The organism is Aminobacter niigataensis (genome assembly GCF_946995915.1).
Classification (GTDB): domain Bacteria; phylum Pseudomonadota; class Alphaproteobacteria; order Rhizobiales; family Rhizobiaceae; genus Aminobacter; species Aminobacter niigataensis.
The window spans coordinates 2074124-2091260 of sequence record NZ_OX341517.1 but is presented as its reverse complement, the minus strand read 5'-3'; the positions used below and the strand labels follow the sequence as shown (position 1 = coordinate 2091260).

Sequence of the window (17137 nt, the reverse complement as noted above, 5' to 3'; positions counted from 1 at the left end):
GTCAGCGCGCCAGGAAAAACTGGATCGCGACCACATTGACCAGATCGACGAAAAACGCCGAGACCAGCGGCAGGATGATGAAGGCGTTCGGTGACGGGCCATAGTGCTTGGTCACCGCCGTCATCGACGCAATCGCGGTGGGAGTGGCACCCAGCGAAAGGCCGGTAAAGCCGGCGCTCAGTACCGCCGCCTGATAGTCCCTTCCGAGCAGCGGAAAGAGCACGATCACGATGAATGCGACCGCGAGAAGCGCCTGCAGGGCAACGACCACCAGCAACGGACCAGCCACCCCGGCAAGTGTCCAAAGCTGCATACTCATCAGCGACATGGCAAGAAACACCGACAGCGAATAGTCGGAGATCAGCGACATCGACGGTGAGCGCGCCGGCCAGGGCAAACGTGGAAAGATGAAGGGGATCGTATTGGACAAAACGATCCCCATGATCAGACAAGGCACGAACAACGGCAGCTTCACGCCCATCGCCAAGAGCGGTCCGTGAACCAGGTAGCCGAGCACCACGGCGACGTTGACCAGCAAAAGCGCCTGCATGAAGCTCGACTTGTCGATCGGTGCCGCCTCCGCCTTGGCGACTGCCCCTTCGTTCTCTGAAACTGTCGCGTCGGTGGTCAGCTTGCCGCGCTCGATGAGGAACTTCGCCACCGGCCCACCCAGGACACTTGCCACGATGAGGCCGAGCGTCGCTGCGGCGGTACCGACTTCTACAGCCGCAGGAAAGCCGTGCTCGGCCGCGATCGCAGGCGCCCACGCAATCGTAGTGCCATGGCCGCCGACAAAGGCGATCGATCCCATGATGACGCCTGCGGCAGACGGCAAGCCGAACAGCCAGGCCCCGAGCGTGCCGACGCCATTTTGCAAGAAGACGAAAAGCACGGTCAGCACGCACAGCACGGCCAGTGCCCGCCCGCCGACCAGCAGATCGGACAGCCGCGCATTGACGCCAACGGTGGCAAAGAAGATGACCAGCAGCCTGTCGCGCGTGGTCATCTCGAAGACGATTTCCATGCCCGACAGCTTGTAGAACGCCCATATGGCGGCAGCCGCCAGAAAACCGCCGGTGACCGGCTCGGGGATGTTGTAGTTGCGCAGGAAAGCAATGCGGCGGGTCAGGATCACGCCGACGAAATAGACGACCAATCCAAGCGTAAGGGTGAGGAAATCGGGCGAAACGAGAGAGTTGGCTGCCGTCGTCATCCGAGCCTTGTTTGGTCAAGGGAACTGGAAATCCTGGATCGGCAGACCCCAGCCTATCCAGCTTGCAACCTTGCCTAGAATGGGCACCAGAGCAATCGGCAAATCGTGACGCGGCCACAGGCGATTGTTGAAACGACAACGCCCGCAATCGACACCTCGAAAGGGCGACTGCGGGCGCTGAAAAGTAAATTGCGGAGGTAGATCAGGCTTCCTGGATCGCCGACAGCTGCCAGTCGCCGCCGTTCTGGCGAACGAACGTCCAGAGCTCCGTCGTCTCGGTCGGCTCATTGGCGTCGCCTTCGACGATCTCACCCGTGGTGCGGTTGCGGGTCACGTCGATGGACGAGTAGTTGACCGCGGCGGTCGCATAGTCGCGATCGCCTTCGCTCCAGCTTTCGGCGATGTCGGCCTGAAGCAGTTGGACATCGGTCACGTCGTTGCGCACGCCGTTCTGCGCGTTGTCGGCCAGTTCTTCCGAGAGGTAGGACACCATCTCGGGCGTCACCAGTCGGCGCAACGCCTTGTGGTCCTCGCGGCCGAAGGCTTCCTGCACCTCGGTCAGCATGCGCTGGAACGTGTCGAGGTCTTCGCCGGATACGGTGATGTCCTTGCTCACTGGCTGCTGCGGAGCAGCGTCGGCGCGGCTGCCGCCGATGCTCGGTATGCTGAACGAACGGCTGCCGCCATTGGCCTTGCCGGCGTCAGCCGGTGCGGCATCGCGGTAGTTGAAGTTGCCGCCACCGGCACCCGCGCCGGCCATCGCCGGGCCGGACGCCTGCCGCGAGCGGAAAAAGCGCAGGGCGAGCCAGATGGCGCCGCCGATCAAGAGCACCTGCATCAGCATGCCGAACATGCCGGCGAGACCGCCGAAGCCCTGGCCCATCAGCATGCCGAACAGGCCGCCCATCAATAGGCCGCCGATCATCGCGCCGCCGAAGCCGCCCATGAAGCCGGGGCGCTGCTGGGCAGCAGCACCCGGACGCGCGGCATTGGTGGCCGGGTTGGTCGCCTGGCCGGTGTTCGGCGTCATCGAGCGCTCGACCGGTGCCGACGGCTGCGGCGCGGTACGGGTCGGCGGTGCCGACTGGAAGGTGCGCGCCCCCCGGCTGCCGAAGCTGCCGCCGCGGCGAGCGTCGGCCTGGTCGACGGCGACCATGGAGAAGGCAAGGAACAGGCCCGCAAAAAGCGTGGCAAAGCGGGTCGTTCGGGACAGTTTCATCGGCGGTTCCTCAAAGTGAAGTCCGCCCTCATATAATGACTAACAAGTGTAGTGTCAGGGTTTGGGGGCCAAGTTTTTGCAGAATCTTTCCAGCTCCCTCCAAGGCACTGAATAGATTTGGTTTTACCCGCACTGCCTCGGCTCGCCGCCAGTGGCCTGAACATGAATCTTGGCCAAACACGGTCCCAAAAAGACCGTTGCCGATCAAATAGATGGAACGCCAATCCGATTCTGGTCGGTAAGAACTGGCCCTGTCGGCTCGCTGCCTGCGCGCGCATCGCATTCGGGCCGCATTTTTCGCATGCCTGCCTGTGCATCGTAACAAAACTGACATGGTCCCGACATTGCAGCTTCACGTCCCGGGTCTAGGCCCAAGCCTGAAAAAGGGGCGCAAAGCCCCAAAGGGACAGGGAAGCCACGATGCTCGAAATCCGCAACGTCAGCCGCCGCTTCGGCAAGAACGTCGCCGTCAACGGCGTCAATCTCCAGATCCAGCCGGGCCAGATGGTCGGCATCATCGGACGCTCCGGCGCCGGAAAGTCGACGCTGCTGAAAACCATCAACCGGCTCATCGATCCGAGCCAGGGCTCGATCGTCTTCGACAACACCGAAGTGTCGTCGCTGCGCGGCCCGGCCCTTCGCCGCTGGCAGCGCGATTGCGCAATGATCTTCCAGCAATTCAACCTGGTGCCGCGCCTCGACGTGCTCACCAACGTCCTGCTCGGCCGCCTCAACCATCGCTCGACCAGCCTCAACCTGCTCGGCATCTTCTCGCGTGAAGACCGCATCCGCGCCATCGCCGCGCTCGAACGCCTGGACATTGCCCGCACCGCGCTCCAGCCCGCCGGCACGCTGTCGGGCGGCCAGCAGCAGCGCGTCGCCATCGCCCGCGCGCTGATGCAGGAACCGAAGCTGATCCTCGCCGACGAGCCGATCGCCTCACTCGACCCGCTCAACGCCAAGGTGGTGATGGACGCCCTGCGCGACATCAACCTGCGCGAAGGCATCACCGTCATCACCAACCTGCACACGCTCGACACCGCCCGCAGCTATTGCAACCGCATCATCGGCATGTCGGGCGGCGCGGTCGTCTTCGACGGCGCGCCAGAAGAGCTGACCCGCGAGGCCGTGCGCAAGGTCTATGGCGCCGACAGCGACGGCGCCGAGATTTCCGAAGCCATCACCTCGACCAGCATCCGCCAGGTCAAGGTCGTGATTCCTGCATCCGCCGCACCTCTGGAACCGGCCTACGCCCCGGCCTGAGGCCGTTCGCGGTCGTCTCGCCCGCGTCAAGGGCCCGCAATCAGCAACGGAAATGACCCGGCAAGGTGCCGGGCCAAACTGGAGACATGCCATGTTCAAGAAAGCACTTCTGGGTGCCGTTTCGCTCGCCGTCCTGGCGATCGGCCAGGCCCATGCCGCAGACCTCAAGGAATTCCGCATCGGCGTGATCGGCGGCGAAAACGAAGCCGACCGCCTGCGCAACTTCCAGTGCCTCGTCGACCAGTTGCCGGCCGTCCTCAGTGTCGAGAAGGTGTCGCTCTTCCCGGCCGCCGACTACGACGGCACCATCCAGGGCCTGCTCGGCGGCACGCTCGACTACGCCGAACTCGGCGCCTCGGGCTACGCCAAGATCTATCTCGAGAACAAGGACGCGGTCGAGCCGATCCTGACCACCGTCCAGACCGACGGCGCCACCGGCTACTACACCATCATGGTCGCCAAGAAGGATTCCGGCATCACCAAGCTCGAGGACCTCAAAGGCAAGAAGCTCGGCTTCGCCGACCCGGACTCGACCTCGGGCTACCTGATCCCCGTCACCGCCCTGCCGAAGGACCTCGGCGGCGTTGCCGTCAAGGACTTCGTCGCCGAGACCGGCTTCGGCGGCGGACATGAAAACCTCGTCCTCGAAGTGCTCAAGGGCACCTTCGACGCCGGCACGACCTTCGGTTCGGGCGTCGGCGAATTCAAGGACGGCTACACCTCGGGCAACCTCAAGAAGATGGTCGACAAGGGCATCCTCGACATGGACGACCTAGTCGAGGTCTGGAAGTCGCCGCTGATCCCGAACGGCCCGATCGTCGTGCGCACCTCGCTCGACGCCGACATCAAGACCAAGTTCAAGGAATACATGGTCAAGCTGCCGGAAACCGACCCGGCCTGCTTCTCGGCCATCCAGGGCGGCGACTTCAAGGGCTACACCGAAGTCACTCCGGACTTCTACCAGCCGGTCATCGACGCCCGTAAGGCGCAGATCGGCAGCTAAGCCCGCAGCCGACATCGACGCGTCGCGGCTTGCCCGCGGCGCGTCTTTCTTTGATCCGGGATCGGACGGAACTTTTCATGACCATGCCACTCTCGGAAGCCGGCCTCGCGGTCGAGCGCCACTGGCGCGAACTCGCCGGCCGCCGCCGCCTGTACACCGCCGGCGGATTGATCTTCCTGTTCATCGCCTTGTCCGGTTCGCTCTGGTTCGCCAACGAGAGCAATGCCGGCAAGTTCTTCGACCGGCTGCCGCATTTCTTCGACTTCGTCGACCAGATGATCCCGCGCGACGGCTTCGAGGTTTGGCGCGCCTTGTTCGACCTGCCCTCGCCCTACGACGACGGCAGCCTGAAGTTCGACTACCCCGATGGCCGGATGTACATCTTCGGCTCGTTCTACCTGCCCGAATACGTCTACAAGATGCTCGAGACGATCAACATCGCGCTGGTCTCGACACTGATCGGCTTCGCCTTCGGCTTCCTGCTCTGTTTCCTCGCCGCTTCCAACCTGGTGACGCAGCGCTGGCTACGCTTCTTCGTCCGCCGCTTCCTCGAGATCCTGCGCGCCTTTCCCGAGATCGTCATTGCCGGCTTTTTCCTCGCCATCCTGTCGATGGGCGCGATACCCGCGATCATCGCCGTTTCGCTGCACACCATCGGCGCGCTCGGAAAGCTGTTCTTCGAGGTTGTCGAGAACGCCGACATGAAGGCCGACGAAGGCCTGCGCGCCGTCGGCGGCAACTGGCTCGAGCGCGTCTGGTTCGGCGTCGTTCCGCAGGTCATGCCCAATTTCCTGAGCTACGCCTTGCTACGGCTCGAGATCAACGTGCGCGCTTCGACCATCATCGGCGCGGTTGGAGGCGGCGGCATCGGCGAGGCGCTGCGCCTGTCGATCAGCCGGACCCACGAAGCCAAGACCATCGCCATCATCCTCCTCCTGTTCTGCACCATCGTCGCCGTCGACCAGCTTTCCGCCTGGCTGCGCAAGAGGCTGGTCGGCGAGCAGGCCTTCGGTCGCGGGGAATAAGATCATGACCAGCCTTTCCATGTCCGATATGCAGTCGATCGCCGACCGTCACCCCGACGTCTTCACCGGCTCGTGGCGCAAGAGCCTGTCCGGCTGGGCGGTGGCCGCCGGCCTCGTCGCCTATCTCGGTTTCGCCTGGTGGTTCTTCGCCGTCGGCGCAGTGCTCGCCGGCGGCAACTGGGGCATCGCCGGCACCTATCTCGCCGATTGGGTGTCCTACGAGGTGCGCCCGCAGATCGACTTCAGGGATGACCGTCTCGACATCAGCTATCCGCGCTTTGCCTCCTATCGCGCCGATCGGCATCCCGAGTGGCTGAGCTTCGACCCGCCGGCGGCGACCGCAGCCGCGCCTGCGGCCAACAAGGCAGCTGCCAGCCTCGTCACGGTCGAGATCGACGGCCGCGACCGTATCGAGATCACGCCGACCAGCGTGCTCGTGTCGCGTGGCGATGAGACGCTCGACATCGCCATCGTGCCGGAAAAGAGCATCACCGTTGCCGGGCCCCTTCCCTCCTGGGCGACGCAAAAGGCTACGGGCGAAAAGATCACTGTCGATTTCGGCTTTGCCGGCAGCGCCCAGATCGACGCCGACGACGTCAAGATCCGCCACCGCTTCCTGGGCTGGGAGAACTTCGTCTTCGACGCCAACTCGCCGTTCTGGGGCAAGTCGACGAGCGAGGTGTTCTCGCTGATCGTCTCCGGCGAACGCCTCGATCCGGGCGTTTCGAACGCCGCCCTTGCCTGGGACAATATCGTCAACAATTCCGAATGGCAGCATGGCGACGTCTGGACCAAGGTGCTGCAGACCATCGTCATGGCCTTCGTCGGCACGCTGTTTGCCAGCCTGCTTGCCTTCCCGCTGGCTTTCCTTGCGGCACGCAACATCACGCGCAACCGCCTCGTCAACCAGGTTGCCAAGCGCTTCTTCGACTTCCTGCGCTCGGTCGACATGCTGATCTGGGCACTGTTCTTCACCCGCGCCTTCGGCCCAGGCCCCATCGCCGGCATCTCGGCGATCTTCGTCACCGACACCGGCACCTTCGGCAAGCTCTATTCCGAGGCGCTGGAAAACATCGACGACAAGCAGCGCGAGGGCATGCGCTCGGTCGGCGCCTCGCCGGCCTCGGTCCAGCGCTACGGCGTGGTGCCGCAAGTGCTGCCGGTGCTGATCAGCCAGTCGCTCTACTTCTGGGAATCAAACACCCGCTCCGCCACCATCATCGGTGCGGTCGGCGCCGGCGGCATCGGCCTCAAGCTGTGGGAAGCGATGCGCACCAATTCCGACTGGGAGAACGTCGCCTACATGGTGCTGCTGATCCTGATCGTGGTGTTCATCTTCGACAATATTTCCACCGCATTGCGCCAACGGCTGATCGGCAACAAGGCCAGCCACTGAACATCTGTTGCTGGCCATTGCAAATCTGATGAAGTCGGCCACTACTTCGTCAAACTGTCACGCAAATCATCTATCGGGCGACTGCCTAGGGAACCGCGCCATGCGCTACGCCGTCTATTTCACGCCAGAGCACGATGATCCGCTGTGCCGCATCGCGGCCGGCTGGCTCGGGCGCGATGCGTTCGGCGGTCACGTGACCCCCGCCAAGGCCTTTGGCGAATTGTCGGCGGCCGAAGTCGCGTTCCATGCCGCCGCAGCGCGCCGCTACGGCTTTCACGCCACGCTCAAGGCGCCGTTCCGCCTCGCCGACGCCGCTTCCGAGGCCTCGCTGATCGATGCGGTTGCCACCTTCGCAAGCGAGGCGACGCCCTTCGCCATCCCTCGCCTGAAACTCGCCCAGATCGACGGCTTCTTCGCGCTGGTCCTGGCTGAACCGCTGCCTGAACTCGACAGCTTGGCCGGCGATGTCGTCAGGGCCTTCGAGCCGTTCCGCGCACCGCTCAGCGATGCCGAGATCGCCCGCCGCAACCCCGAAGCGCTGTCGCCGCAGGAGTGCCGCCACCTCAGCCGGTGGGGCTACCCTTACGTCTTCGACACGTTCCGTTTCCACATGACGCTGACTGGCCGCGTCGCCACCGAGGAAGTGGCGCGCGTGCGCACTGCCATCGAGCAATGCCTGGGCAACGTGCTCGACAAGCCGGTGCCGGTCGATGGGCTGGCGCTGTTCGTCGAGCCCACGTCGGGCGCGCCGTTCGAGGTCCGCTCCTACCATGCGCTGGGCAAGCAAGCTGAAAGAAAGACCGCCTGAGATGACCGACCTTGTTCTGAAAAACGCCCGCATCGTTCTTGCCGACGAGGTGGTCGACGGCTCCATCGTCGTGCGCGACGGCAAGATCGCCGAAATCTCCACCGGCCCCAGCGCCATCGGCGAGGACATGGCCGGGGACTTCGTCATCCCCGGTCTCGTCGAGCTCCACACCGACCATCTCGAAGGCCACTACGCCCCGCGCCCGCGGGTACGCTGGAACCCGATCGCCGCCGTGCTGGCACATGACGCGCAGGTGGCTTCCGCCGGTATCACCACCGTCTTCGACGCGCTTCGCGTCGGCATGGACGAGGATGCCGACTTGACCGCGGCCGACATGCGGCTGCTTGCCAACGCCATCGAGGACAGCGTCCGCGCCGACCGTGTCCGCGCCGACCACTTCATCCACTTGCGCTGCGAAGTTTCGGCCGGCGATTGCCAGGAGGGTTTCGCCGTCTTCGATGGCGACGACCGCGTCAAGCTGGCCTCGCTGATGGACCATGCCCCTGGGCAGCGCCAGTTCGTCGACTTCGAGACCTATGCCTACTACTACCAACGCAAGCTGAAGCTCAACGACGTCGAGTTCAAGGCCTTCTGCGACAAGCGCATGGGCGAATCCGCCCGCAATTCCAGGCCGAACCGCGACGTCATATCGGCCGCGTGCCACGCCCGCGGCATCGTGTTGGCGAGCCATGACGATGCGACCACGGCCCATGTCGACGAGGCGATCGCGCAAGGCATTCGCGTCGCCGAATTCCCGACCACGCTCGAAGCCGCCAATGCCTCCAAGGGCGCCGGCCTCGGCGTGCTCATGGGTGCGCCCAACGTCATGCGCGGCGCCTCGCATTCGGGCAATGTCTCGGCCCGCGCCCTTGCCGAACACGGCCTGCTCGACATCCTGTCGTCGGACTACATCCCCTTCAGCCTGATCCAGTCGGCGTTCTTCCTCGGCGAGGTCGTCGACGGCATCTCACTGCCGCAGGCGATGGCGATGGTGTCGAAGAATCCGGCGGACGCCGTCGGCCTCACCGACCGCGGCGTCATCGAAGCCGGCCGCCGCGGCGACCTCGTGCGCGTACGTGTCGACGAGCATGTGCCCGTCGTCCGCACCGTCTGGCGCGAAGGTCGCCGGGTGGCTTAAGCCGTTACCGTGCCTCGTTGTCGTTGAGGCTGAACAGCGTCTTTTCCATGTCGGGCTCCTCGCCCGAGCAGACGCACAGCATCTCGGCATCGCCCTCGCCTATCGAGAGATAGGCGTGGCCCATGGTCGAGTCGATATAGACGCTTTCGCCCGCCTTCAGCCGCACCGGCGCATATTGATCGGTATGGAGTTCGATCTCGCCTTTCAGCACGATCAGGAACTCCTCGCCGGCATGCCTGGTCAGCGGGCCGAACTCCTCGAGCGTCCGCGCCCTGGCGTGGGCGAGGATCGGCACCATGCGCTTCTTCACCAGGTCGGTGGCGAGGTAAAAATAGTCGTAGTTGCGCGTCAGTTGGCGCAGCGTATTCACTGGTGAGGCGACCGAACGGCGGGTGCGTGCCGAGGGCTGCTTGCTGTCGCCGCTGAGCAGTTCAGTGACGTGGATGCCGAGCCCGCCGCACACCTGCAGCAGCTTGTCGTAGGTCAGCGACATCTGGTCGTTTTCGACCTTCGACAGCGTCGACACCGCCACGCCGGTCAGGTGGCTGACATCCTGCAGCGTCCATCCATGCTGCTTCCTGAGGCTTCGCAGGCAGTCGCCGAGATTCGGCTGTTCCGACATGGCCATCTCCATCACCCGTCCTCAGTAGCTAATCGAACTCCTCCGGCATCGCAAGATTCGCCAAAATTTTTCCTATGCGCTAAATATTGACCGCATACGAAAATGATTTTACGGATAGCTATGCACGAAAATTCCCGTCCCCAGAAAGTGATCGTCATCGGCGGAGGCATTGCCGGCCTCTCGCTCGCAGCCAGCGTCCAGCAATGGGCGGAGGTGACCGTGATCGAGCGCGAAAGCCAGCTTGGCTACCACGCCAGCGGGCGTTCGGCGGCGCTGTTTTCCGAGACCTATGGCAATGCCCTGGTGCGCGCGCTGTCGGTGGCGAGCCGGCAGGCGATCATCGACGGCGGCTTTGTCGAGCACACGCGCGGCGCCTTGCATTTCGGCGGCCCCGACGACGCCGACGCCATCGACCGCATGGCCGAAGAGCAGAAGGCACTGGTACCGAGCGTCCGCCGCCTGTCCGCCGCCGAAGTGAGTGCGCTCGTACCGGCCATCGCACCGGACAGGACCTGCGGCGGCGTCCATGAACCCGACGCCAAGGACATCGACACCGGCAAGATGGTCCAGACACAGGCATCCCTGCTCAAGGCCGCCGGCGGCACCGTCATCAGCGGAGCCGAAGTGCTGAAGATCTCGCGCGGGCCAGAGCGCTTCCGGGTTACCACCAGTTCAGGCGTCCACGACGCCGACATCGTCGTCAATGCCGCCGGCGCCTGGGTGGACGTCATCGCCGAACGCGCCGGGCTTTCCGGCCTCGGCTTCAAGCCCAAGCGCCGCACGGCCTTCCTGTTCGACGCCCCAGAGGGCATTGATCCACGCAACTGGCCGCTGGTGGTCGACCTGCACGAGCGCTTCTATTTCAAGCCCGACGCCGGGCGCCTGATCGGATCACTCGCCGACGAGACCGACAGCGAGCCCTGCGATGCCTATCCCGAGGACATCGACGTCGCCACCGCCGCCTACAACATCGAGGAAGCAACCGGCCTTGCCGTCGGCCGCCCGCAGACGCCATGGGCCGGCCTGCGCACCTTCTCGCCCGACCGCAGTCCGGTCGCCGGCTTCGACCCGCGCCTGCCCGGCTTCTTCTGGCTCGCCGGCCAGGGCGGTTACGGCTTCCAGGTGTCGTTGACGCTGGCGCGGCTTTCCTCGGCGCTGATGCGCGGCGATCCCATTCCCGCCGACCTGGCCGATCTCGGCGTCAGCTACGCCGCGCTGTCACCGGAACGATTTTTGGACACCTCGCGCGCTGCGGAAACGCGCTGAGGCTCGACACGACCATTCCGCAAATCGGTTGGCGCGGGGAGGAGACCCGCCGCGCGGTTACGTCAACATGAAAGCAGGAAGCTTTGCGATGAAATCCTTGGGTATTCTGCGTACGGCGCTCGTCGCCTCGACAATCCTTCTCAGCGGTCAGGCCTATGCCAAGACGCTGGTCTACTGTTCGGAAGCGAGCCCCGAGACCTTCAACCCGATGATCGGCACCGCCGACTCGACCATGGACGCTGCGGCCAAGACGATCTTCAACCGTCTGGTCGAGTTCAAGCCGGGCAGCACCGAAGTCGGTCCCGGGCTTGCCGAGAAATGGGACGTTTCCGAAGATGGCAAGGTCTATACCTTCCACCTCCGGCACGGCGTGAAGTTCCACGCAAACGAGACCTTCACGCCGACGCGCGAGTTCAACGCCGACGACGTGCTCTACACGTTCGATCGCCAGCGCGATGCCGACAATCCCTACCACAAGCTGGCGAACGCGGCTTACGAGTACTTCAACGCGCTCGGCCTCGGCTCGATGATCGAAAAGATCGAAAAGATCGACGACTACACCGTACGCTTCACGCTGAACGCACCGAACGTCACTTTCCTGCCCGGCATAGCGCTCGACTATCTGTCAATCCTGTCAGCCGAGCAGACCGAAAAGATGGTCGCGGCGGGAACGCCCGGACTGATCGACCAGATGCCCGTCGGCACCGGTCCCTTCATGTTGCAGGCCTACCAGCAGGATGCCCAGATCCGCTACGCCGCCAACAAGGACTACTGGAACGGCGCGCCGAAGATCGACACGCTGGTCTTCGCCATCACGCCCGAACCGACGATCCGCGTCGAGCGCATCAAGGCCAATGAATGCCAGGTTGCGGCCCCTCCGCCGGCAGCCGCCGCAGCAGCGCTCAAAGGTGATCCCAACATCACCGTCCACAATCTTGAGGGCCAGAACATCGGCGTTGTCGGCTTCAATGTCGAACACCAGCCGCTCGGCGACGTGCGCGTGCGCACGGCACTCGCCAAGGCCGTCAACCGCGAAGCGATCATCGAGTCGGTCTACCAGGGCGCCGGCTCCGTCGCCGGCAGCGTGGTTCCGCCGGCACAGATCGGCGCAGTCAAGGATGCCGGCATCGACTACGATCCGGAAGGTGCCAAGGCGCTGCTGAAGGAAGCCGGCCACGAAGCCGACCTGTCGGTCAAGCTCTGGGCCATGCCGGTTTCACGCCCCTACAACCCGAATGCGCGACGCATGGCCGAGATGATCCAGGCCGACTGGGCAGCAGTCGGCGTCAAGACGGAGATCGTCACCTTCGAATGGGGCGAATATCTCGCTCGCACGGCCAAGGGCGAGCATGACGCCCTGCTGATCGGCGGCAGCAGCGACAATGGCGACCCCGACAACATGCTGAGCTACCTGCTGTCCTGCGACGGCGTGGCCGGCGGCTCGAACCGCTCGCGCTGGTGCAACCAGGATTTCGAGAAGCTGCTTCAGCAAGGACGCGTCACCGCCGATCCGGCGAAGCGCGCCGACATCTACAAGCAGGCGCAGGCGATCCTCAAGGCCGAAGTGCCGCTCGCGCCGATTGGCCACTCGGTCGTTTCGATCCCGGTGCGCAAGAGCGTCATCAACTACGTGCTGGATCCGTTCGGCCGGCAGAATTTCGCCACCGTCGACATCACCGAGTAAGCCGTCAAATAGCCGAGGAGAGCAGATCGTCATGCTCGAACAATTGAACAATCTGCTCGCAACCTATCGCGCCGATGGCGCGGTGGGTGCCTCGCTTGCCTTCTCGCTTGGCGACGGCGAGACCATCGCCGTCACTGCCGGACAGGCGGATCGGCCAAACGACGCTCCGGTTACGCGCGACCGGCTGTTCAAGATCGGCAGCTGCACCAAGACCTTTGTTGCCGCGGCGCTGATGAAGCTGGTCGAAGAAGGCAAGGCCGAACTCGACGCTCCCATCGCCGGATGGTTTCCCGATCTGCCGCGCTCCGGCGAAGTGACGGTGCTCCAGCTGGTCAACCACCGCGGCGGCCTGCCTGAGTTCGAGTACGACATCCCGATGGACCCGAGCCTGGTCTGGACGCCGGCCCAGCTCGTCGATCTCGCCTTCAAGGTCGGCGGCCAGACCACCTCAGGCGGGGCCGCCGTCTACAACAACACCGGCTATGTGCTGGCCGGCATGCTGATCGAGGCCGCGTCGGGTCTTTCGCTCGGCGAATATGTCCGCCGCAAGGTGCTCGACCCGCTCGGGCTCAAGGATACCTGGTCGCCGGCAAGCGAAGGCTTCCCCGAGGCACGCATGGTGCGGGGCTATTACCATCGCCCGAAACCTGCCGCCGACGCCAGCTCGGCATTGGCCGAAGGCGGCGAGATGTGGCGCATGGATGGCGTGCTGCCCTACGCCGACGAACTTCAGGATTCGTCGGACTCCTTCCCCTTCTCCGGCGCCTATGGCTGCGGCGACATGGTTTCGACGCCGAGCGATCTCGTTGGCTTCATGAAGGGCTTGCTGGATGGCCGGCTGATGCCGGCGGCCCTGCTCGCCGAAATGAAGGACGGCCGCTCCAGGGTCAGCTACCCCGGCACCCGCCTGCGCGAGACCGGGGCCGGGCTCATCGCCAGCGAATATGCCGGGCGTCTGGTGCTCGGCCACCAGGGCAGCATCCCGGGATATGTCACGGTGATGGAGCACGATCCGGATTCGCGCCTGACGATCGCCATGACCAGCAATGTCGGCTCCGGCAACCGCCTGTCGTTTTATGCCAGCGGCCTGCACCCGGTGGTCGACCAGGCGATCGAGATCATCCTGCGGTGATCAGACGCCGAGGCCGGCGGCCATCTGGCGAAGGTCGACGCCGCGTTCGGACGTCACCTCCAGCGCGCGGTCCTCGCGCGCTGGAGCGCCACCTTCGGGCCGGTGTCCGGCCAGAACCTTGTCGCGCTCGCGGATCAGTATCTTGATCTCATCCGCATAGAGCGCCAGCACGGCTGCCAGCCAGCGATTGACCAGATAGGACGGCCTGGCGAAATGCAGGTCGAAGCGCGGCAGGAGCGCCACCGTGCCTTCGGCTTCCAGCCAGTTGTCGCCGACGACCCACTGGTTGACGGTGAACAGCCTGACCAGCCTGCCATAGGCATCGACACCGACGGCGACGAGATGGTGGATCGGCCCGTTCACGCCATCGGGCCGGACGAAGCAATGGAAGTGGCCGTGCTCGGCCTGCCCTTCGTGCGGCGGATGGCTGTGATAATACCACTGCGCGCCCGTCTCCGGATCGAAGACGTCGCCCGGCGGGAAGTGCTCCCATGCCGCAACCGACTTGGCTTCGCGCAGCGTCTCGAGCAGCGTCTCGAGCAGCACGTTGCTGCCCGACTTGGCCAGTACCTGTTCGCAGAACAGCGCCTGCCGCGCCGCCTCTGATCTTGTCTCGTCCATCGTCGGCCTCCAGGCCGCAGCTTGCCTATTGCGGCTGGGCCGCGCAAGGCGAGGCTGCGGGAGCGGCAGCGCATGGTGATGCAGCCGGCGCGGCAGCACAGGGCGAGGCTGCCGGCGCTGCGGCGCAGGGCGAAGCTGCCGCCGGAGCAGGAGCCGCCGAGCATGGCGAGGCAGCGGAACAGGGTGCGGCTGCAGCGCACGGAGATGCTGCCGCACACGGGGACGCGGCCGCGCAAGGGGCGGCGGCTGCACACGGAGACGCCGCCGCACAGGGAGCCGCTGCAGCGCAAGGCGAAGCGGCCGAACACGGCGAAGCCGCAGCGCAAGGCGAACTCGCCGCACAAGGCGAGCCTGCAGCACACGGCGATGCCGCCGAGCATGGCGTCGCCGGCGAACTCGCCGCCGGTGCCGGCTTGGGGGCGGCAAAGCGGTAGTGGTCGACCGCGACCGCCGACGTGGCGGCGAGGAATGCGGTGCCGAACAGGAGAGTATTGCGCGCGCTCATTTCTTGAACCCATCAAGACCGAAGAGCGGACGCAGCGCGACACCGCCAAGACTGCCGACGAAGGCCGAGGCGAACCACAGCCAGCCATGGACGCTGCCCGAGGCGATGCCCGAAAACAGCGCACCGACATTGCAGCCGAAGGACAGCCGCGCACCGTAGCCCATCAGCACGCCGCCGATGGCTGCCGCCAGGAACGAGGCGAACGGCACATGCACCTTGGGCGCGAACTTGCCGGCGAGACCGGCCGCGAGCGCTGCCCCCAGGATGATGCCGAAATTCATCACCGAGGTGACGTCGGCGAGCACGCTGGAACCAAGTGCCTTGGCCGGTCCGGGCCAGTTCCAGAACGCCCAGGTCTCGACCGGCACGCCGACAGCCTGTGCTGCCTTGGCGCCCCACAGGCCGAAGCCGAAGGTCACCGACCAGGGGTGGCCTGCTGTCAGCAGCGTCGCAATGTTGAGGCCGGCGAGCCCGAGCCCGGCAGCAACCAGCGGCCACGGGCCATGCAACAGCCGCGCCACGCCGTGACGGGGTGCCGGCTTGGACTTTTCGAGCCCGCCATGCGCGCGCCGTTCCACCAACACGGTCAGCACGGCAACAGCGCCAAGGCCGAGCAGCGTGACGATCACCCCGCCAGGCACGCCGAGCGTCCTGCCGAGGCTGATTTCCGGCAGCGCCGGCAGCTCCAGCCACCACGGCAGATGAGCCGTACCGATGACCGCGCCGACGATGAAGAACACAAGCGTGACCAGCATGCGCGAACTGCCGCCACCGACGGTGAACAGTGTGCCCGAGCCGCAGCCGCCGCCGAGCTGCATGCCGAGCCCGAACATCGCAGCCCCCACCAGCACCGACACGCCGACCGGTGCAAAGGCGCCGACCAGTGCCTGGCCGTTTGCATTGCCAAGCGCCAGAAGCGGGATGAACACGATCGACGCCGCCGCGATCATCAGCATCTGCGCGCGGATGGCATTGCCGCGCCGCTCGACGACGAAACGCCGCCAGCCGCCGGTGAAGCCGAATGAGGCGTGGTAAAGGGTCAGCCCGAGCAGGCCGCCGATGAGAAACAGCAGCGCCTGGCGCATGCTGATCGCCTCGCCGATGGCAAGTGCGCCAAGCACCAAGGCCAGCCCGACGAAGATGACCGGCCCCTTGTCGAGATTGACGGGCACCGACGGCGCCGGAGTTGCGAGATTGATCTGTGTCATTTCAATTCTGTCGTGAACTTCAATTGATGTGGAATGACCCGTTCAACGAAAGATGTCCAGGATCGCTCCCGGACATCTTGTACCTCGGATCTGCCTTGCGCGAGATCAGGAACCGGGCTGCACCGGGCGGGCCGGATCGGCAGCCCATTCGGCCATCGAGCCGTCATACATCTTGGTGTTCTTGTTGCCCTCGATCTCGCTCAGGCCGAACCACACGACCGAAGCCCAGTGACCGGTGTTGCAGAAGGCGATGTTCTGCTCGTCCTTGCCGAGGCCCACGGACTGGGAAAGGTTGCCGACGGTCTCCTTCGAGGCGAAGGAAGCCTTGTCGGCGTCATAGAGCTTGCTGTTCTCGAGGTTCTTCGAGCCGGGAATGGTGCCGGCAGCGCGGACGACCGGGCTCTTGGCCTCGCCCCTGAACTGCGCGGCCGGGCGGCCGTCGATCAGCTTGATGCCGTCGGCACGAGCCTTCTCGACATCGGCGGTGGTGGCGAGAAGCTCCTGCTTGAGCTCGCCCTTGAAGGTGGCCGCCGCGGGCTTGGCCGCTTCGGCCGAAACTTCGCCGCCTGCGGCTTCCCAGGCGCGCGCGCCACCGTCGAGGATCGACACGGCGTCGTGGCCCAGCACCTTGAAGGTCCAGTAGACGCGGGTGGCGCCGCCGAATTCGGAGGAGTCGGTGCCATTCGGCACGATCACGACGTGGCTGTCATTGCTGACGCCGAGGTCGCCAATGGTCTTGGTGATCGTGTCGAGCGGCGGCAGCATGCCGGGAACACCGTTCACTTCGGCGCGCCAGCCGGCCGTCGAATAGGGAGCGCTGACCGCACCGGGAACATGGCCCTTGGCATAGGGGTTGGCGCCGTCCTTGGCCGCGTCGCGCACGTCGATCACGACGAGGCTCTTGTTGCCGAGGTTGGACTTCAGCCAGGCTGCATCGACCAGCGGCTGGTCGGTCAGACGTTCAGCCTGCGCGCCGGTGGCGAAAGCCAGGCCAGCAGTAATGACAGCGGCAAACAGAGAAAAACGCATCGGAT

The 17137-nt window shown here is 65.0% G+C and carries 16 protein-coding genes; 10 read left to right on the top strand and 6 right to left on the bottom strand.

The window, feature by feature from the left end; translation table 11 throughout:
• Position 1: 1 nt before the first annotated feature.
• Together gltS and O1Y97_RS10065 are read right to left on the bottom strand one after the other, a co-directional pair.
• Positions 2 to 1213 carry a sodium/glutamate symporter gene (gene gltS, locus O1Y97_RS10070; protein WP_318763905.1) on the bottom strand — a complete coding sequence of 404 codons (1212 nt, stop codon included), beginning with the start codon at positions 1211 to 1213 and terminating at the stop codon, positions 2 to 4.
• Positions 1214 to 1415: 202 nt separating this feature from the next.
• Positions 1416 to 2432 (bottom strand): Tim44 domain-containing protein, encoded by a 1017-nt coding sequence (locus tag O1Y97_RS10065; RefSeq protein WP_108607201.1) that lies wholly within the window; start codon positions 2430 to 2432, stop codon positions 1416 to 1418.
• A 420-nt stretch (positions 2433 to 2852) separates the two neighbouring features.
• Between O1Y97_RS10065 and phnC the strand changes: the two genes are divergently transcribed.
• The 6 genes from phnC to O1Y97_RS10035 all read left to right on the top strand — a co-directional run bounded on the left by phnC (position 2853) and on the right by O1Y97_RS10035 (position 9065).
• Positions 2853 to 3695, top strand: a complete 843-nt coding sequence (phnC, locus tag O1Y97_RS10060) for a phosphonate ABC transporter ATP-binding protein (RefSeq protein ID WP_318763904.1) — start codon at positions 2853 to 2855, stop codon at positions 3693 to 3695.
• Positions 3696 to 3786: 91 nt separating this feature from the next.
• The gene (gene phnD, locus O1Y97_RS10055; RefSeq protein ID WP_318763903.1) at positions 3787 to 4698 is read left to right on the top strand and encodes a phosphonate ABC transporter substrate-binding protein; all 912 of its coding nucleotides are present in this window, start codon (positions 3787 to 3789) and stop codon (positions 4696 to 4698) included.
• A 77-nt stretch (positions 4699 to 4775) separates the two neighbouring features.
• Positions 4776 to 5723, top strand: coding sequence for a phosphonate ABC transporter, permease protein PhnE (phnE, locus tag O1Y97_RS10050; protein WP_318763902.1), 948 nt, complete (start codon positions 4776 to 4778; stop codon positions 5721 to 5723).
• Positions 5724 to 5727: 4 nt separating this feature from the next.
• Positions 5728 to 7119: a phosphonate ABC transporter, permease protein PhnE gene (phnE, locus tag O1Y97_RS10045; RefSeq protein WP_318763901.1), complete on the top strand. Its 1392-nt coding sequence runs from the start codon at positions 5728 to 5730 to the stop codon at positions 7117 to 7119.
• Positions 7120 to 7219: 100 nt separating this feature from the next.
• Positions 7220 to 7927, top strand: coding sequence for a DUF1045 domain-containing protein (locus O1Y97_RS10040; protein ID WP_318763900.1), 708 nt, complete (start codon positions 7220 to 7222; stop codon positions 7925 to 7927).
• Between the two features lies 1 nt (position 7928).
• The gene (locus tag O1Y97_RS10035) at positions 7929 to 9065 is read left to right on the top strand and encodes an alpha-D-ribose 1-methylphosphonate 5-triphosphate diphosphatase (protein ID WP_108607195.1); all 1137 of its coding nucleotides are present in this window, start codon (positions 7929 to 7931) and stop codon (positions 9063 to 9065) included.
• Between the two features lie 4 nt (positions 9066 to 9069).
• On the opposite strand, the gene O1Y97_RS10030 is transcribed toward O1Y97_RS10035, so the two are convergent.
• Positions 9070 to 9687, bottom strand: coding sequence for a helix-turn-helix domain-containing protein (locus tag O1Y97_RS10030; RefSeq protein WP_108609774.1), 618 nt, complete (start codon positions 9685 to 9687; stop codon positions 9070 to 9072).
• Between the two features lie 120 nt (positions 9688 to 9807).
• Here O1Y97_RS10030 and O1Y97_RS10025 point away from each other — a divergent pair, with 120 nt between their 5' ends.
• From O1Y97_RS10025 to O1Y97_RS10015, 3 genes are all read left to right on the top strand, one after another.
• Positions 9808 to 10953: an NAD(P)/FAD-dependent oxidoreductase gene (locus O1Y97_RS10025; RefSeq protein WP_318763899.1), complete on the top strand. Its 1146-nt coding sequence runs from the start codon at positions 9808 to 9810 to the stop codon at positions 10951 to 10953.
• Positions 10954 to 11041: 88 nt separating this feature from the next.
• Positions 11042 to 12637 (top strand): ABC transporter substrate-binding protein, encoded by a 1596-nt coding sequence (locus tag O1Y97_RS10020; RefSeq protein ID WP_318763898.1) that lies wholly within the window; start codon positions 11042 to 11044, stop codon positions 12635 to 12637.
• 31 nt (positions 12638 to 12668) lie between these two features.
• Complete coding sequence (locus O1Y97_RS10015; protein WP_318763897.1) at positions 12669 to 13769, top strand: serine hydrolase domain-containing protein; 1101 nt, start codon at positions 12669 to 12671, stop codon at positions 13767 to 13769.
• Here O1Y97_RS10015 and O1Y97_RS10010 read toward each other — a convergent pair whose 3' ends face one another.
• Positions 13770 to 14390, bottom strand: a complete 621-nt coding sequence (locus O1Y97_RS10010; RefSeq protein ID WP_318763896.1) for a DUF6969 family protein — start codon at positions 14388 to 14390, stop codon at positions 13770 to 13772. It abuts the gene before it with no gap.
• Between O1Y97_RS10010 and O1Y97_RS10005 the strand changes: the two genes are divergently transcribed.
• On the top strand, positions 14378 to 14824 hold the full coding sequence (locus O1Y97_RS10005) for a hypothetical protein (protein ID WP_318763895.1): 447 nt from the start codon (positions 14378 to 14380) through the stop codon (positions 14822 to 14824). The genes O1Y97_RS10010 and O1Y97_RS10005 overlap by 13 nt on opposite strands.
• A 67-nt stretch (positions 14825 to 14891) precedes the next feature.
• On the opposite strand, the gene O1Y97_RS10000 is transcribed toward O1Y97_RS10005, so the two are convergent.
• Positions 14892 to 16103 (bottom strand): YeeE/YedE family protein, encoded by a 1212-nt coding sequence (locus O1Y97_RS10000; RefSeq protein ID WP_318763894.1) that lies wholly within the window; start codon positions 16101 to 16103, stop codon positions 14892 to 14894.
• Between the two features lie 105 nt (positions 16104 to 16208).
• On the bottom strand, positions 16209 to 17132 hold the full coding sequence (locus O1Y97_RS09995) for a sulfurtransferase (RefSeq protein WP_318763893.1): 924 nt from the start codon (positions 17130 to 17132) through the stop codon (positions 16209 to 16211).
• Positions 17133 to 17137: the final 5 nt, after the last annotated feature.

What these genes read in the sequence shown, in the direction of transcription:
- gltS (WP_318763905.1), bottom strand. Translation starts at nt 1,213, where the DNA reads ATGACGACGGCAGCCAACTCTCTCGTTTCGCCCGATTTCCTCACCCTT.
- O1Y97_RS10065 (WP_108607201.1), bottom strand. Translation starts at nt 2,432, where the DNA reads ATGAAACTGTCCCGAACGACCCGCTTTGCCACGCTTTTTGCGGGCCTG.
- phnC (WP_318763904.1), top strand. Translation starts at nt 2,853, where the DNA reads ATGCTCGAAATCCGCAACGTCAGCCGCCGCTTCGGCAAGAACGTCGCC.
- phnD (WP_318763903.1), top strand. Translation starts at nt 3,787, where the DNA reads ATGTTCAAGAAAGCACTTCTGGGTGCCGTTTCGCTCGCCGTCCTGGCG.
- phnE (WP_318763902.1), top strand. Translation starts at nt 4,776, where the DNA reads ATGACCATGCCACTCTCGGAAGCCGGCCTCGCGGTCGAGCGCCACTGG.
- phnE (WP_318763901.1), top strand. Translation starts at nt 5,728, where the DNA reads ATGACCAGCCTTTCCATGTCCGATATGCAGTCGATCGCCGACCGTCAC.
- O1Y97_RS10040 (WP_318763900.1), top strand. Translation starts at nt 7,220, where the DNA reads ATGCGCTACGCCGTCTATTTCACGCCAGAGCACGATGATCCGCTGTGC.
- O1Y97_RS10035 (WP_108607195.1), top strand. Translation starts at nt 7,929, where the DNA reads ATGACCGACCTTGTTCTGAAAAACGCCCGCATCGTTCTTGCCGACGAG.
- O1Y97_RS10030 (WP_108609774.1), bottom strand. Translation starts at nt 9,687, where the DNA reads ATGTCGGAACAGCCGAATCTCGGCGACTGCCTGCGAAGCCTCAGGAAG.
- O1Y97_RS10025 (WP_318763899.1), top strand. Translation starts at nt 9,808, where the DNA reads ATGCACGAAAATTCCCGTCCCCAGAAAGTGATCGTCATCGGCGGAGGC.
- O1Y97_RS10020 (WP_318763898.1), top strand. Translation starts at nt 11,042, where the DNA reads ATGAAATCCTTGGGTATTCTGCGTACGGCGCTCGTCGCCTCGACAATC.
- O1Y97_RS10015 (WP_318763897.1), top strand. Translation starts at nt 12,669, where the DNA reads ATGCTCGAACAATTGAACAATCTGCTCGCAACCTATCGCGCCGATGGC.
- O1Y97_RS10010 (WP_318763896.1), bottom strand. Translation starts at nt 14,390, where the DNA reads ATGGACGAGACAAGATCAGAGGCGGCGCGGCAGGCGCTGTTCTGCGAA.
- O1Y97_RS10000 (WP_318763894.1), bottom strand. Translation starts at nt 16,103, where the DNA reads ATGACACAGATCAATCTCGCAACTCCGGCGCCGTCGGTGCCCGTCAAT.
- O1Y97_RS09995 (WP_318763893.1), bottom strand. Translation starts at nt 17,132, where the DNA reads ATGCGTTTTTCTCTGTTTGCCGCTGTCATTACTGCTGGCCTGGCTTTC.